This is a genomic window from Desulfatiglans anilini DSM 4660, assembly GCF_000422285.1.
Taxonomy (GTDB): domain Bacteria; phylum Desulfobacterota; class DSM-4660; order Desulfatiglandales; family Desulfatiglandaceae; genus Desulfatiglans; species Desulfatiglans anilini.
The window spans coordinates 20,643-35,254 of the sequence record NZ_AULM01000028.1 but is presented as its reverse complement, the minus strand read 5'-3'; the positions used below and the strand labels follow the sequence as shown (position 1 = coordinate 35,254).

At 63.1% G+C, this 14,612-nt stretch carries 12 protein-coding genes; 7 read left to right on the top strand and 5 right to left on the bottom strand.

Annotation, left to right across the window (positions count from 1 at the left end; genetic code table 11):
- The first annotated feature begins 337 nt into the window (after positions 1-337).
- On the top strand, positions 338-1,903 hold the full coding sequence (locus H567_RS0116090) for a class I adenylate-forming enzyme family protein (protein WP_051185034.1): 1,566 nt from the start codon (positions 338-340) through the stop codon (positions 1,901-1,903).
- A 2-nt stretch (positions 1,904-1,905) separates the two neighbouring features.
- Positions 1,906-2,712 carry an alpha/beta fold hydrolase gene (locus H567_RS0116085; RefSeq protein ID WP_051185029.1) on the top strand — a complete coding sequence of 269 codons (807 nt, stop codon included), beginning with the start codon at positions 1,906-1,908 and terminating at the stop codon, positions 2,710-2,712.
- Positions 2,713-2,929: 217 nt separating this feature from the next.
- Here the strand turns inward: H567_RS0116085 and H567_RS27370 are convergent, their stop codons facing one another.
- The 3 genes from H567_RS27370 to H567_RS25400 form a co-directional block, all read right to left on the bottom strand.
- Positions 2,930-4,729, bottom strand: a complete 1,800-nt coding sequence (locus H567_RS27370) for a protein-disulfide reductase DsbD family protein (protein ID WP_161626638.1) — start codon at positions 4,727-4,729, stop codon at positions 2,930-2,932.
- Between the two features lie 82 nt (positions 4,730-4,811).
- Positions 4,812-5,012 (bottom strand): hypothetical protein, encoded by a 201-nt coding sequence (locus tag H567_RS29050; RefSeq protein WP_028322183.1) that lies wholly within the window; start codon positions 5,010-5,012, stop codon positions 4,812-4,814.
- Between the two features lie 10 nt (positions 5,013-5,022).
- A complete protein-coding gene (locus H567_RS25400) occupies positions 5,023-5,598 on the bottom strand; it encodes an HD domain-containing protein (protein WP_051185033.1) in 576 nt (191 codons plus the stop codon).
- A gap of 832 nt (positions 5,599-6,430) precedes the next feature.
- On the opposite strand from H567_RS25400, the gene H567_RS0116060 reads away from it, so the two are divergent.
- Genes H567_RS0116060 through H567_RS0116050 form a run of 3 tightly spaced genes read left to right on the top strand, consistent with a single transcriptional unit; the run spans position 6,431 to position 9,895 of the window.
- Positions 6,431-7,798: a glycosyltransferase family protein gene (locus H567_RS0116060; RefSeq protein ID WP_035254769.1), complete on the top strand. Its 1,368-nt coding sequence runs from the start codon at positions 6,431-6,433 to the stop codon at positions 7,796-7,798.
- A 20-nt stretch (positions 7,799-7,818) separates the two neighbouring features.
- On the top strand, positions 7,819-8,679 hold the full coding sequence (locus H567_RS0116055; protein WP_028322181.1) for an HAD-IIB family hydrolase: 861 nt from the start codon (positions 7,819-7,821) through the stop codon (positions 8,677-8,679).
- Positions 8,663-9,895 (top strand): glycosyltransferase family protein, encoded by a 1,233-nt coding sequence (locus tag H567_RS0116050; RefSeq protein WP_028322180.1) that lies wholly within the window; start codon positions 8,663-8,665, stop codon positions 9,893-9,895. The genes H567_RS0116055 and H567_RS0116050 overlap by 17 nt, the downstream gene beginning before the upstream one ends.
- A gap of 25 nt (positions 9,896-9,920) precedes the next feature.
- Here H567_RS0116050 and H567_RS0116045 read toward each other — a convergent pair whose 3' ends face one another.
- The gene (locus H567_RS0116045; protein WP_028322179.1) at positions 9,921-11,273 is read right to left on the bottom strand and encodes a glycerate kinase type-2 family protein; all 1,353 of its coding nucleotides are present in this window, start codon (positions 11,271-11,273) and stop codon (positions 9,921-9,923) included.
- Between the two features lie 146 nt (positions 11,274-11,419).
- Here H567_RS0116045 and H567_RS0116040 point away from each other — a divergent pair, with 146 nt between their 5' ends.
- Together H567_RS0116040 and H567_RS25395 are read left to right on the top strand one after the other, a co-directional pair.
- Positions 11,420-12,409 (top strand): hypothetical protein, encoded by a 990-nt coding sequence (locus tag H567_RS0116040; RefSeq protein ID WP_028322178.1) that lies wholly within the window; start codon positions 11,420-11,422, stop codon positions 12,407-12,409.
- A 57-nt stretch (positions 12,410-12,466) separates the two neighbouring features.
- Positions 12,467-13,825: an NAD(P)/FAD-dependent oxidoreductase gene (locus tag H567_RS25395; protein WP_035254767.1), complete on the top strand. Its 1,359-nt coding sequence runs from the start codon at positions 12,467-12,469 to the stop codon at positions 13,823-13,825.
- Positions 13,826-14,054: 229 nt separating this feature from the next.
- On the opposite strand, the gene H567_RS0116030 is transcribed toward H567_RS25395, so the two are convergent.
- Complete coding sequence (locus H567_RS0116030; protein WP_028322177.1) at positions 14,055-14,567, bottom strand: type 1 glutamine amidotransferase domain-containing protein; 513 nt, start codon at positions 14,565-14,567, stop codon at positions 14,055-14,057.
- Between the last annotated feature and the right edge of the window lie 45 nt (positions 14,568-14,612).

The following is a 14,612-nucleotide window of genomic DNA, read 5'->3' as shown; positions in this document are numbered from 1 at the left end:
GCAGCCGGCGCCGAAGAGTCTCCTGATCCCGGTGCGTTCGCACCAAAACGCGCATGAGCCCACACCATGGGATCCGGCTTCCTTTTACCCGCCACGTTCCGCCCTGGAGCGGGCGCTCCGAGGCCTGCCCTTCCAGGTCTGCCGCACCATGCCGATTTGCCCTTCGTCGAAAAGCGCGATGCGCCGTGGGTGTTCAGCCGGACCCCCAGTGAGCGGAGCGGCGTGACGGCCGCCGAACGAGCGGGCATTGACGGTGGCGCTGGTTCGGCGGGCATGGCCTTTTGGTGTTGAAAACCTGGTCCTGTTGGACGATTCTCTTTCCGGACGGACGCGCCTGATGATTGAATCGATGAATATCGCCTGGTGGGTGCAGCGCTGGAGCGAGTTGCATCCCAGGAAGACCGCCGTGTTCTTCGAAGGGGCCTCCGTCAGCTATGCGGAGCTCCACGAGAGGGTGAGCCAGTGCGGGTGCTGGCTGCAGTCCGTGGGGATCGAGAAGGGCGACCGGGTCGCGGTGATGCTTCACAACGGCCTCGAGTTTCTCGAGCTCTATCTGGCGTGCGCGCGCCTGGGCGCCATCTTCGTGCCTCTCAATTTCAGGTTTACGGTTCATGAGCTGCGCTACCTGCTGGCCAACGCCAGGCCTCGGCTGTTCGTCTTCGGCAAGCGGGCCGCGGCGAAGATCGGCATCGAGGACCTCGCCCGCTCACGCCCTCCCATGCTGCTCGCCTGTGTAGCGGCCGAGGGGGCGCCGGCCGGCTGCCTCGACTACCTCAAGGAGCGGGCGGAGTTCAAAGGGTGCCGCCCCTTCCTGACTCGATCCCTCGCGCCGGCCGATCCGGAAGAGCCCCAGGTGATTATGTACACCTCCGGCACGACGGGCCGGCCGAAAGGCGCCGTGCTCTCCTTCCGCAAGACCTTTTTCAACTGCCTCAATGCGGATATCTTTTTCAAGCTCCATTTCGACGACGTCATGCTCGTCATCCTGCCCATGTTCCACTCCGGGGGCCTTTTCATCCAGGCATCGCCGACCCTCTACAAGGGGGCGACCATGGTGATCCATCCACGCTTCGATCCCCTCAAGACCTACGCGGATATCGCCGCTTACCGCGTGACCAAGTTTCTCGGGGTCCCGACGGTGTACCGCGCCCTTTTGAAGGTCGGTCCGAAACCGGAGCATCAGCTGTCCTCCCTCCGGGTCTGCGCCGTCGGCGGGGAGAAGGTGACCCCGGAGCTCCTGGCCGCCTGCAAGGAAGCGGGATTCTGGGCGCGGCAGATCATGGGGCAGACCGAGACGTCGATCCTCTTGTGGGCCTCCGAGGAGGATTCCCTCCGGAAGCCGGGGACGGTCGGGCGCCCGGTCTTCCATGCCGAGGTGGCGCTGTTCGACCGCGAGGGGAGGGAGGCCGCCCCGGGCCAGATCGGGGAGATCGTCGTGCGGGGCTCCGTCATGATGAAGGAGTACTGGCAGGACCCGGTTCAGACCGAGGCGACCATCCGCAACGGGTGGCTGCACACGGGGGATCTGGCCTACCAGGACGAGGACGGCTATTTCTATCTGGTGGACCGCGCCAGGGACATGTACATCTCCGGCGGCGAGAATGTCTACCCCGCCGAGATCGAACGGGAACTGCGGGCGCACCCCAAGGTCGAAGACGTCGCTGTGATGGGGGTTCCCGATGCGGAGTGGGGCGAGGCGGGCCATGCCTGCATCGTCCTGCGCGCGGGCCAAAGCCTGACGGAGGAGGAGGTGCTGTCCTACCTCGATGGAAGACTGGCCCGTTACAAGATCCCGAAGCGGGTTATGTTTTTCGAAGAGTTTCCCCGCACATCGCTCGGGAAGGTCCGGAAGGCCGTTCTGATGGAGCGTTTTCTGCGGAAAGGTGCGGCTGGGAGGAGCTGATCGTGGAAAAAAGGGAAGCAGGAACCGATGGGAATCATTCGCCTTACACCGTCCTCACGCGGGCGGGCGTGGGCTTCGAAGCGGGATCGAACCGGTTCTTCCCGGACCGGCCGACCCTTCTGATGGTGCACGGCGCTGGCGGGCGGGGCGCGCACTGGCTCAATCAGACCGGTCCGCTCGGGCGGACCCTGAACACGGTCGCGGTGGATCTGCCGGGGCACGGCGGCACCGCGGGCCCGTCGCATGACGAGATCGGCGGCTATGCCGCATGGCTCGAGGAGGTAGTCGCCCCCGCCTTCGAGGCCGGCGTCGTCCTGATGGGGCATTCCATGGGTGGGGCCGTCGCGCTCGAGGCGGCCCTGCGGGGGGCCATGAACATCCAGGCCTTGATCCTGGTCGGGACCGGGGCCCGGCTGCGCGTCGCGCCCGATTTTCTGAAGGGCCTGAGGGGCCGTTTTGAGGAAACGATCGAGGCCATCATAGGCTATGCCTATGCGCCGGGGGCCCCCGAGGAACTGCTGAAAGAAGGGGCGCGCATGATGAAGGATTCGGGGATGTCCGTGGTGTCCGGCGATTTCGAGGCCTGCAGCCGGTTCGACTGCCGGGAGAGAGCAGGCCGCATCGCCTGCCCGGCCCTTGTCCTTTGCGGGGAGACGGACCGCTTGACGCCTCCGAAGCTGTCGGAAGAACTGGGAAGGCTCCTGCAGCGCGCCTCGGTCCAGTTCATCCCGCGGGCGGGGCACATGGTGATGGTGGAGTCGCCCACGATCCTCAATCGAGCGGTGCAGGCCTTCATCGAAGGCCTCTGACGGCGCTGGGGCGACTCTCGCCTCCTTTTGCGCCGGGGCTCTTTTCCTGCTCTTCGAACGTCGGCAGCACGGCATGGATGCCCTTTTTTACGGAAAAAGAGCCACCCCGTCGCGCATGCAGGTTCAGGGTTTGAAAGCCCGATTCTCGCGTGGGATCGCGCTTTTAAAGGCCCGCCGCCTCTTTGGGCGCGAGGATCCTCCGGGACGATGCTTCTCCTCAAGGGGGCGGTCCAAGGGCCCTTTTCATCCGTTCCAGCACTCCCGCCTTGTCCGTGTAGGATTCGATCCTCAACCCCTCCAATTCATTCCCGTCCGGGCCGATGAAGATGATGGTCGGAACCCCTTTGAGGCCGTAGCGCCGCTGCAGTTCGTCCTGCCGGGGGTGGCGTCTGGTCAGGTCGATCTTCAGCGGAACGAATCCCTCCGCCAGGCGGACGACCTCCGGATCCCTGAAGACCGTTGCGTCCATCTGGCGGCAGGGGGTGCACCAGTCGGCATAGAAGTCGAGGATCACCGGCATGCGCCTGGATGCAGCCTCTTCGAGCCTGGCGGGCTCGTAGGGGACCCACGGGACGCCGGGGCGGGACTGGAATCCGGTGTAAAGATAGACGAGGGCGGCGGCGATGCCGACCAGGCCGAGGGCCTTCTTGGCGATGTCGAAGGCCCCGGTCCCTTTGCCGCTGCGGTCGATCCACCCGAGGTGCAGCCCAGCCGCGATGAGGATGGCGGCGACGAGCGCGGCTCTGGCCTGGCTGCCCGGGATCAGCGAAAAGACCATGTAGGCGGCCATCCCGATCAGCACCCAGCCGAGCAGTTTGCGCACCCAGACCATCCAGTCCCCTGACATGGGCAGACGGTTCAGTGCGCCGGAAAAGATTCCGAGGATCGTCAACGGCAGCCCCATGCCGATGCTGAGGGCGGTGAAATACAGGACCCCGAGGACGGGATCGCCCTTTTGCCCGACGATCGTGAGAAGCCCGAGGATGAACGGCCCGAGGCACGGTGCGGCCACGATGCCGAGCGTCAGGCCCATGAAGAGCGTGCCGAAATAACCGCTGTAGTTCTTTGCGGCCAGGCGGGTGAGCTGAGGGGGCAGCCGCAGGTCCCAGAGCCCGAAGAAGCTCAGGGCGAGGAGGACCAGCAGCAGGGCGATCCCGGTGAGGACCCAGGCGCTCTGCAGGACGGCGCCGAGGAGCCCCCCGGACAGGCTGGCGGCGGCTCCGAGGGCGGCGTTGGTGGCGGCGAGCCCCATGATGTAGAAGAGGCCGTGCAGAAGCGGATGCCCTCCCAGGGTGCCGCCTTTTCCCCCGAAGTAGGAGACCGTGATGGGGATCAGCGGATAGATGCAGGGGGTCAGATTGAGGGCGAGGCCCCCCAGAAAGATGCCGAGGATGGTCCACCAGAAGCCGCTCCACCGTCCGTCTCCGGATTTGGCGGCTGCGGCGTCCGCATCGGCTGGCCGAGGTTCCACCCCGCCTGCAACGGCGCCGGGCGGCAGGACCTCGATCTCGAGAGGGAAGCGGATCTCCTCGGGCGGGCGGCAGGTTGCCTCCGAACAGGCCTGGAAGAAAAAGACCCCTTCGATCCGGTATCGACCGGGCTTCGCATCACCGGGCACCTCGAGGGCGGCCGACACGGTGAAGCCGCCGTCATACACCTCGATCGGTTGGTCGAGGTACGGGAAGCGGACCTTCTTCGGCGGCGGGAAGCAGATCTGGGAGATCCGGACGGGATCCTCTCCCGGGAAGTCCAGGCGGGTGGCGAGCATCCCTTCCGATTCTTCCAGTCCGTGGATGAACCAGGACTCGCTGATGGCGACCTTGAATCGCAGGGGATAGGCGCCGCCGGCCGGGAAGCCTTTCTCCGGCTGGATCGCCTCGATGGAGGCCGTGGCGCCCCAGGAAGGGGGCGCGGACATGGCACAGGCGATGAAGAAGAAAGCCGGCAGAAGGAGCCGCAGAAAGCTCTTCTGCACCGGCCGGCCAGGTTTTCGAGAGGGAGTGTGGTCGGTTTTCATGGTAGATTCCGGATGGGTTTCAAGGGGATGCCGCGGGTTTTCCGGCATGGCCGGTGATGCCCGCAGCGCCGGCGGCCGGCCTTCAGCGGGGCTGCCGGTAATCCGGCGGGGTCTTGGCGCCGTCGAGCATGCGCTCCAGCCGGCCGAGGTCCGCCCGCGCCCTGCGCAGCGCCTCGATGAGGGCATCCTGCCGGTCGCGCGGGGCGCGCTCGATCTCCTTTTCGAGCCGTGCAACCTCGGTTTTCATCCGGTACAGGTCTCTCGCTATCAGCTTGATGGACATGGACGGACCTCTAGGACGTGGTGAAGACCGGTTCTTCAGGTCCCTTCAAGACATGGTGTTTCAGGGCCTCCGGTCCGAAAGCGAGTTTACTGAATATCTTCCCTTCGATCAATCGGCAACGGCCGAAGTTCAGGCGGATGGCGGAGCATCTGTCCGGGTCGCCGGCGCCGTAGCGTTCGATGATATAGTCCAGCCTTCGATCGAGGCTGACGATCCGGTCGTGGTTCACCCGTTTGTCGGCATAGTATACGAGTTCCTTTTCGGAGTATACGCCGTTCAGATCGAAGCTCCGCAGCCTCACGTGTTCGGCGACGATGTCCGCGATCTCGTCGAAGTGGTGTTGAAGGCAGATCCGGCGCCCCAGTTCGGAGTGGTCTTCGCCCGACTGGAGCGACGGAGTCTTGGCGATGTCGTGCATGAGGGCCCCCGCTGTGGTCTTGGCGACCGACACCGGGATCCCCTGGGCCAGCAGAGTCTCCGCTAGAAAATGAGCCACGCGCGCGACGATCAGGCTGTGGGCCCGGATGTTGTCCAGCATTCTGTGCTGGTCCCAGGCCTCCAGACATGTTTCATAGCTTGGAATCATAGTGCTCTCTTTCCGGCTCTCTCCCTCGCAAAAGGAACGCCGAAAGGGGCCCGCCGGCGTCCGCTCCGAGTGGGTAATGATGATGGCATGCGTCCTTTCACGGCATTCTGCAAACTCCAGCCTCTCCAGAAAGGACGCCCCGGGGCGGCAGGGTTTCGTGTTTGCCGACGGGGATGTTTCACCACAGGCGGGACGCATGCACCTATAGCCATAAAATGATCTTTTTCCGTCCTGTTTTCAACCCTCAAACGGGTGTTTTCGGCTAGAAGCCCGCTGACCGCGGACGGTCACGGCTCAAAAGGCACCTTCCATTCCAGTCAGCGCCTTGATGGGCAACGCCACCCGTGCAAGGAAAGGCGCTCGGGATCGGTGCCTGCAGGTCCTGATGAGCCTACAGCTTTTCGGGATGTCATGCAAGCCGGTGCGCACCGGCGGACATCCGGTTGCGGCGGCCGGGTGCTCCTTGAAGGACGGGATCCCTTCCTCCCTCATCCGCTCCCGGTTGTCGACAATCGGGGCCGCACCAACCCCTTTGCGGCCGAAGAGGGCAGCAAGGCCCCTGACCGGCTCAGGGCTTGAAAAACGGTCAGGCGCTTGCAGCCCGGGGAGGGCGTCGCCCCGAACGGCATTGACATCGGGGGGTAAATTCGCTAGGTTCCATCAAGAAACCGGATAGGATCGAGCCATTTTTACATGCGACCCTTGGGGCCGCCGCGCGGACGGCGTATTTTGCCATGAGGCCGCGCCCCGGCGGAGCGGCGCATCGCCCAAGGGCCCGTTTTCGTCCTCGTCACGTCCTGGGGGGCGGGATCGGGGGCGCCAGGGGGTAGCGATGAGCGATTTCTCCCAGCACAGCGGGCAGATCACGACCTTTCACATCCTGCAGACGGACCGGAACCACCTGAAGACCCAACTGCGCCTTCATTCGCGATGGAAGAAGACCGTCCTCATCATCCCGTGCCTCGCCTCTGAATTCACGGACCCCGACAACCTGCCGGTGTTCAGGAACATCCTGAACCAGCTTCGCAGTATCGTCTATCTTTCGACCATCATTTTCGGACTCGACCGCGCGGGCGAAGAGGACGCCTTTCACCTCAGGCGGCTCATCGACGAGGCGGGGATCCGCAACGCCTTGATCCAGTGGAACGACGGTCCGGGTTTCAGCGGGATCTATGCCCGGCTGAACGAGGCCGGATTCGATATCAGCGAGCCCGGGAAGGGCAAAAACATGTTCCTGAGCTTCGGGATAGCGCTGGCACTGGGTGCGCACTCCATCGGGTTGATCGATGCCGACATCCGCACCTTCAAGCGGATTCAGCTCGACCGCCTGTTCTATCCGGTGGTCGCCCTCAACTACGATTTCTCGAAGGCCTACTACGCCAGGTTGATGAACAAGCAGATCTACGGACGGGTCAAGCGGCTGCTGCTCGACCCGCTGCTCCTGGCGCTGAAACGGAAATTCACGGAAAGCCGGGAAGAGAAAATGCTCCGGCTGATCGATTTCCTCCTGGCCTTCAAGTACCAGCTTTCGGGCGAGGTGGCCTTTCACTCCGATCTGCTCAAGCGGATGCGCTTCGCCACCAACTGGGGGGTCGAGATTTTCACGCTGATCGAGGTGTATCGCAAGGCTTCTTCGGCCGCCCAGGTCATGTTCAGCGATCGGCCTTTCGACCACAAGCACCAGGTGAGTTCGTCCGGCGACCCTGCCAGGGGCCTGAACCGGATGGCCATCGACATCGTCGCGACCCTCATGAACGCGCTGGTCATCGAAGAGGGTCTCGAAATCTCGGATACCTTCTTCCGGGACCTTGCCGTGACTTACCAGGCCGTGGCCGAAGAGCACGTGAAGAAGTATTCGGACGATGCCGGGTTCAGCAATCTGAAGTACGACCGCGATGCGGAAGAGTCGCTCATCAAGGATGTCTTCCGGCACAGCATCATCCACGCCGGCGAGATGCTGACGGCGCCCTACCGGATGACCGAGCGTTTCCTGCGTTTCCTGCACACGCACGAGGAGTTCGCCCCATTCCTGGAGCAGGGTCTGGCGGATGCCGTCCTGGCCGTTGAGCGGCGGACGGAAAAAGGCGGCTTCGACATGCCGCAGACAGTCTCCTGGGAACGGGTCCACAACAAACTGCCCGACATCTTTTTTCAGATCATCGAGGTTGTGGAACGGGAAAAACAGCGGTTTGCGCACTGAGACCCCGCGGCGGATCAGCGATGAAACATTCGGGTGGGCTGACAGATTCCTATATCGTTTTCACTGATCTGGACGGGACCCTGCTGGATCACGACACCTACGCGTGGGAAGCGGCCGCGCCCGCCCTTCGCCTTTGCCGGCGCCTAGGGGTGCCGGTCGTCCTCGTCTCGAGCAAGACCCGGGCCGAGATGCAGCCGCTGCGCCAGGCGCTGGGCCTCTCGGACCCGTTCGTCGTGGAGAACGGCGGTGCGGTCTTTTTCGACGGCGGGAATCCCCGGCCCGAAGGCGCCTCGCCGGAGGACGGCTTCTGGGTCTGGCGTTTCGGCGAGCCTTATCCGCGCCTGGTGCAGGCGCTCGCCGAGATCCGCAATCAGACCGGGCTGCCTGTCAGAGGCTTCTCCGATATGCGCGCGGAGGAGATCGCGGAACTGACGGGCCTGGGCCTCGAGGATGCGCGCCTTGCCGCCCGGCGGGAGTACGACGAACCGTTCATTGTTCAAACGGCCTCCGGCGGGGGCAGCCGGGCGCTCGAAGAAGCCGCCCGCGCCCGCGGGCTGCAGATCCTGGCTGGCGGGCGGTTTTTTCATCTCCAAGGCTCGAACGACAAGGGGAGAGCGGTGAGGATGCTGATGGCGCACTACCGCCGGCTTCGCACCCCCGTCTGGTCGATCGCATTGGGAGACAGTCCGAATGATTTTTCCATGCTCGAACAGGTCGAATTCCCCGTACTGATCCGATCGGCGCGGGATTACAGTTACTTGAAGAAACATATTCCCAATCTGATGATCAGCAGCCGGATGGGCCCTGAGGGCTGGAACGAGACGGTCTCGGCGATTTTGGGAGAGATGAAGGAGGGAGAAATAGATGACGGAAGGCTTTGAAAGAGAGGTCAACCCGCAGAATATCGAGAAGGCCGAGATGGTGGTTTGCATCCCGTCCTACAAGGAGGCCGACTCCATAGCGTATCCGATCAAGCAGGCGGACGAGGGCCTCAAGAAATATTTCGGCGACAAGCGTGCGGTCATCATCAATTGCGACAATGATTCGCCCGACGAGACGAAGGCCGTCTTCCTGGGTACGGAGACCGTAACGCCCAAGATCTACCTCTCGACGCCTCCGGGCGTCAAGGGCAAGGGCAACAACTTCAAGAATCTGTTCGAAAAGGTGGTCGCACTGGGTGCGAAGGCCGTGGTGGTCGTCGATGCCGATCTGAAAAGCATCACCCCGGAGTGGATCAGGCACCTCGGCGAGCCGCTCTACAACGGATTTTCCTACGTGGCGCCGCTCTATATCCGTCACAAGTACGATGGGACCATCACGAACGGCATCGCCTATCCGCTGACCCGGTCGCTCTATGGACGGCGGGTGCGCCAGCCGATCGGGGGCGATTTCGGCTTCAGCGGCGAAATGGCCAGGGCCTATGCGGAGTGCGAGATCTGGGACGAGGCCGTAGCGCATTTCGGGATCGATATCTGGATGACCACGGTGGCCATCCGGCAGAAGGTCCAGATCTGTCAATCCTTCATGGGGCGGCCCAAGATCCACCGCACCAAAGACCCGGGGGCCCACCTCGGCCCCATGTTCCGTCAGGTGGTGGGCACCATCTTTTCGTTGATGGGGCGCCTCGAGGACCTGTGGCTCAAGGTGAAATACAGCCGGCCGACCGCCATCTACGGCTTCGGCCTCGGCGAGACGGAGATGCCTCCCAAGGTGTCGGTCGACACCGCGAACCTCTTGCGCCAGTTCCGGAAGGGCTTCGATGACTTCGACGGCCTCTGGAAGACGGTCCTGACCCCGGATGTCTACAAGAAGCTTCTGGAGATCAAGGATATGAAGGAAAACGTCTTCGATGTGCCGACGGACCTGTGGGCGCGCATCCTCTTCGATACGGCCGTCGCCTACAGGGATGCGGTCCACGATTGCGATGAGATGATGGAATCGCTGATCCCGCTCTACTTCGGCCGAACGCTGTCCTTCGTCAAAAAGACCCGGAGCATGAACATCAAGCAGGCCGAAGAGGCCATCGAAGAAGACTGCATGACCTTCGAGATGACCAAGCCCTATCTCGTGAAGCGTTGGCAGCAGAAGCGCGGCTGATGCCGCCCGGCCGCCTTGGCGGTCCTCACCGGACGAGGACGAGGCGCACGTCCATGACGTTGGTCCGCGTCGGACCTGTCACCAGGAGATCCCCCGTTTTTTGAAGGAAGGGGTAGGCGTCGTTTTCCCTCAGCGCCTGCACGGCTTCGACGCCGGCGGCGCGGCCCCGCGAAACGGTCAGGGGGTCGACGACGGCCCCTGCGGCATCCGTCGGGCCGTCGTTGCCGTCCGTCCCGCCGCTCAGGACGACCACGCGCGGCGGCTCGCCTTCGAGGTCGAGCGCAGCCGCCAGGCTGAACTCCTGGTTCCTGCCCCCGAGGCCTTCGCCCCGGATCGTGACGGTGGTCTCCCCGCCGGAGATGACGCAGAGCGGCGGACGGGCCGGATACCCCGATTTGAGGCACTCCTTGGCGATGGCCGCGTGCATCCTTGCGATGTCGCGCGTTTCCCCCTCCACCATGGACGAAAGGATCAGGGCGCCGTATCCGAGCGCCTTCGCCCGCCGCTCGGCCGCCTCGAGAGCCAGGATATTGCTTCCCACAACGGTGTGATGGACCTTCTCGAAGATCGGGTCGCCCGGCTTGGGGGTTTCGGGGAGCCGCCCTTCCTCACCGGCCCGGATGTGCCGGCGGATGGAATTCGGGATGTCGTCCAGTTCATATTTCTCGAGGATCGCAGCCACCTCGCCGAAGGTTGACGGATCGGGCGTGAAGGGGCCGGACGCGATGACGTCGATCCGGTCGCCGACGACGTCCGAGAGCATCAGGTTCAAGGTGGCGGCCGGGTAGGCGGCGCGGGCCATCTGCCCGCCCTTCAGGGCCGATATGTGCTTCCTGACGGCGTTGATTTCGTCGATGCTCGCGCCGCAGGCGAGCAGGCTGCGTGTCAATGCCTGCTTTTCTTCGAGCCGGATCCCTTCGGCCGGCTGCGGGAGCAGCGCCGAACCTCCCCCGGAAATCAGCGAAAAGACCAGATCGTCTTCGCCGGCCTCCCCTAGCAGATCGAGGATCGCCTTTGCCCCCGCCACGCCGTTCCGATCGGGTACGGGGTGATCCGCCTCGATGATGCGGGTGGCCCGCAGGGCCTCCCCGAAGCCGTATTTGACCACGATGACGCCGCGGGTGATGCGGTCGCCGAGAAGATCCTCCACCGCCTTGGCCATTGGCGCGGTCGCCTTGCCTCCTCCGACGAGCCATATCCGCCGGAAGCGTTCGAGGTCGAGAGTGAAGAAGGCCTCCTCGCCGGACCGCACGGTGAGCTGTGCCTGGTCGAGGGTGCAATGGCCTCGCACGGCGGCGTAGGGATCGACGGCCTCGACGGCGGCCTCGAAAATGCGGCGGGCGTCGATTCGCATAGCGTCAAGCGTTTTTTCGTGCATGTTGGTCTCCTTCCGGATCCATCCTTCATTCTTACGATATCCAAGAGTTTAAAAGAGTGTTGCCCGCTTTGCAACTCCCGTTGCTGTTGACTTGAGTGCATCACGATGCTTAAAATGACTGATAGACGACATACGAGGTGAAAACGATGAAAAGATGGATCAGCCTAATCATTGCCATATTTCTGGCAGTGTCCTTGCATGGTGCCGCGGCGGCCGAAGCGCTCTTTTCGGAGGGCTGGGAGGCGGGCATCGATGCGGAAAAATGGTTCCGAACGAGCATGGAAGGGGCCGAGGTCTGTCTTCCGGGTTACGAGAGCAGCGGCGCTTTGACGGCAGGCGTGGGCGCAGAGCGTCTCGAAGGAATTCTGACAACGGAGACCTTCGAGACGGAGGGCGGCCTTTCTGCGGCCTTCCAACTCAAGGCCTCGCCGGATCTGCCGGACGGGGCGCAGCTGGCGGCGGGGTTTACCGGGGCCGACGAAAACGAGTCTCTTCCATCCTTTCTGGCCTCGGTGACGCTGACCTCGCCGCCGTCCCAGGGGATCCTTTATGCCACCGAGCATGCGGTGTTTTGGGAGGCCTGCCCCGACGACGCGTGGCATCTCTTCCAGATCACCGTGACGCCGGAGGGCGATGTCCGTTTTTACCGGGACGGCGTCTTGAAGTTCGCGACGTTCTCCGAGGTCGATTCAGCGGCATATCCATCGACACGGTTTCAGATCTGCGGCAAGGGCCCTGGGGAAGACCGGCCGCTATTCTGGTTGGATGACCTGACGGTGTGGACCTACAGCGCTGCATGCGGGGCCGATTTCAACGAGGACGGCATCGTCGACATGCTGGATCTTCAGGAGCGTGCGGATCGGGATGTGCAGCTGTTCGCCGATTGGTACACCCGCGAGTGGCAGCAGCGTTCGGACAAAGGGGATTTCAACGGCGATGACCTAATCGATCGGAAGGACGCGATGGAGAAGGTCCTCGATGCCGCGATCGTCTTTATGGAATGGGTGGAAGGCTGCTGGTCTCCGTCCGTGCCGGGGCCGCAGCAGGATGCGCTGGATGAGGCGCTCCGGATAGCCGGCCGCCTCCAAAGGGTCATTGAAGACAATCAGCGGCGCAGCCTCGCCATCGGCTGGTAGCGCCTCCCTCACGTGCTGCCTTCCTGCAGGCGGCATCGGGAAAGGTCTTTCGGGCCCATGAAATACGACGTGATCATCGCTGGAGGGGGGCCGGCCGGGATCTTTGCGGCGCTGACGCTGGCCCGCTCGGGCGTCGAAAAGGTCCTCCTGCTTGAACAGGGCAAGGACCTCCCCGCGCGCCGAAGGGACGATGCGCGGGACCGCATCTGCGGCTGGGGAGGAGCGGGCGCTTACAGCGACGGGAAGCTGACCCTTTCGACGGATGTCGGAGGGGTCCTCGGGGATTTCGTCGAGGAAGGGGAACTGCGCCGGCTGCTCGAGGCCGCCGACGGGCTTTATGCCGCCCACGGGGCGCCCCAGCGCATTTTCGGGGAGTGGACCCCGCAGATGGAGGCGCTTCAGGAACGGGCGCGACTGGCGGATCTCGAACTGATTCCGACCCGGATCCGCCACATGGGGACCGAAAACTGCGTTCTGATCCTCGACGCCTTCCGGCGCGAACTGGAGGGATGCGTAGAGACCTGGACCGAAACCCGTGTCGCGGATCTGATCTGCGAGGATGGGCGCGTAAGAGGGGTCAAACTGGGGGACGGACGCTTCGTCGAGGGGCGTTTCGTGATCGCCGCTCCGGGACGCTCCGGCGCGGGCTGGATGAAGGAGCAGATCGACCGGCTCGGGATCAGGACGAGTTCGGCCCCTGTGGATATCGGGGTCCGGGTGGAACTCCCGGCTGCAGTTCTGAGGGAGGTTACGGATATCGCCTATGAGGCGAAGCTGATCTACTACTCCCGGACCTTCGACGAGAAGGTGCGGACCTTCTGCATGAACCCCTACGGGGAGGTGGTGACTGAGCGTTACGAGGGGATCACCACCGTCAACGGCCACAGCCACGCCGAAAAACGAAGTGCGAATACCAATTTTGCGATCCTCGTGAGCAGCCGGTTTACGGAGCCGTTCAACGATCCGATCGCCTACGGGCTGTACATCGCACGACTGGCCAACCTGCTGGGCGGTGGGGCCATCGTTCAGCGGCTGGGGGATTTTTCCGCCGGGAGACGCACAACAGCCTCGCGCCTGGAGCGGTGCCTGACCCGCCCGACGCTGGCGAAGGCGACCCCGGGGGATTTGAGCTTCGTATTCCCCTACCGGCACATGCTGAGCATCATCGAAATGCTCCAGGCCCTGGATCGCCTGGCCCCAGGCGTCTACTCGCGGCACACCCTCCTCTATGGGGTGGAAGTCAAATTCTATTCCAATCGGATCGCGCTTTCCCCCGAGTTGGAAACCGGTGTGGAGAACCTCTTTGCCGTCGGCGACGGCGCCGGGATCACCCGCGGCCTCCTCCAGGCCTCCGCAAGCGGCATCCTCGCCGCCGAATCCATCATCAAAAGGGGTCGGACCAAGCTATCTATTTGAAAAAACTTTATTATGGTACAAAAAAGCCCCGTTTTTCGAGCTTAGAACCAGCTTTTTACCGCCAAAATGATCCTGATAAGAAAGATTTCTGGCACCGGCGTTCTTTGCCCATTTCCCCCGCCCGACGCGGCCGTCTACCGGAAATGATTTTCACCGGCGCTGGAGGCGCCGGCTGTCTGAATCTGATTCCTGGCGGCCTTCTTGGATGGTTCGGATATAGCCGGTTCCTTCAGCTTGAGAGCGCGGCGAGGCACGCCTCGATAAAAGGCGGCAGATCCGAGGGCTGCCGGCTGCTGATCAGATTGCCGTCGATCACGAGCTCCTGTTCGATGAATGTGGCCCCTGCATTCTTGATGTCCTGGATGATGGATTTCCACCCGGTCATCTTCCGGCCGCGGATGACATCAGCCGTGATGAGGATCTGGGGCGCGTGGCAGATCGAGAAGACCGGTTTTCCACTTTGGACGAACTCCCGCACGAAATTCACCGCGTCCTCGTCCACGCGCAATTTGTCAGGGGAGTAGCCTCCCGGTATCAGCAGGGCGTCGAAGTCCGACACTGAAACATCGTTGACGGCCTTGTCGACCGTAACGGGAGTGCCCGCCTTTTTCCCCTTTACTATCTGACCCGCCTTCAATCCTACGCGAACGATCGTATGCCCCGCTTGCTGGAAGGCCTTGACAGGTTCCGTATACTCCGAATCCTCGAATAGATCCGTGATGATTACCGCCACTCGACTCATGACACCTCCTTTATTGTAGTATTGGGGTCGGACCAAGCTTCCTCT

Coding starts and splice junctions, on each gene's coding strand:
- H567_RS0116090 (WP_051185034.1), top strand. CDS start 338: ATGATTGAATCGATGAATATCGCCTGGTGGGTGCAGCGCTGGAGCGAG.
- H567_RS27370 (WP_161626638.1), bottom strand. CDS start 4,729: ATGAAAACCGACCACACTCCCTCTCGAAAACCTGGCCGGCCGGTGCAG.
- H567_RS29050 (WP_028322183.1), bottom strand. CDS start 5,012: ATGTCCATCAAGCTGATAGCGAGAGACCTGTACCGGATGAAAACCGAG.
- H567_RS25400 (WP_051185033.1), bottom strand. CDS start 5,598: ATGATTCCAAGCTATGAAACATGTCTGGAGGCCTGGGACCAGCACAGA.
- H567_RS0116060 (WP_035254769.1), top strand. CDS start 6,431: ATGAGCGATTTCTCCCAGCACAGCGGGCAGATCACGACCTTTCACATC.
- H567_RS0116055 (WP_028322181.1), top strand. CDS start 7,819: ATGAAACATTCGGGTGGGCTGACAGATTCCTATATCGTTTTCACTGAT.
- H567_RS0116050 (WP_028322180.1), top strand. CDS start 8,663: ATGACGGAAGGCTTTGAAAGAGAGGTCAACCCGCAGAATATCGAGAAG.
- H567_RS0116045 (WP_028322179.1), bottom strand. CDS start 11,273: ATGCACGAAAAAACGCTTGACGCTATGCGAATCGACGCCCGCCGCATT.
- H567_RS0116040 (WP_028322178.1), top strand. CDS start 11,420: ATGAAAAGATGGATCAGCCTAATCATTGCCATATTTCTGGCAGTGTCC.
- H567_RS25395 (WP_035254767.1), top strand. CDS start 12,467: ATGAAATACGACGTGATCATCGCTGGAGGGGGGCCGGCCGGGATCTTT.
- H567_RS0116030 (WP_028322177.1), bottom strand. CDS start 14,567: ATGAGTCGAGTGGCGGTAATCATCACGGATCTATTCGAGGATTCGGAG.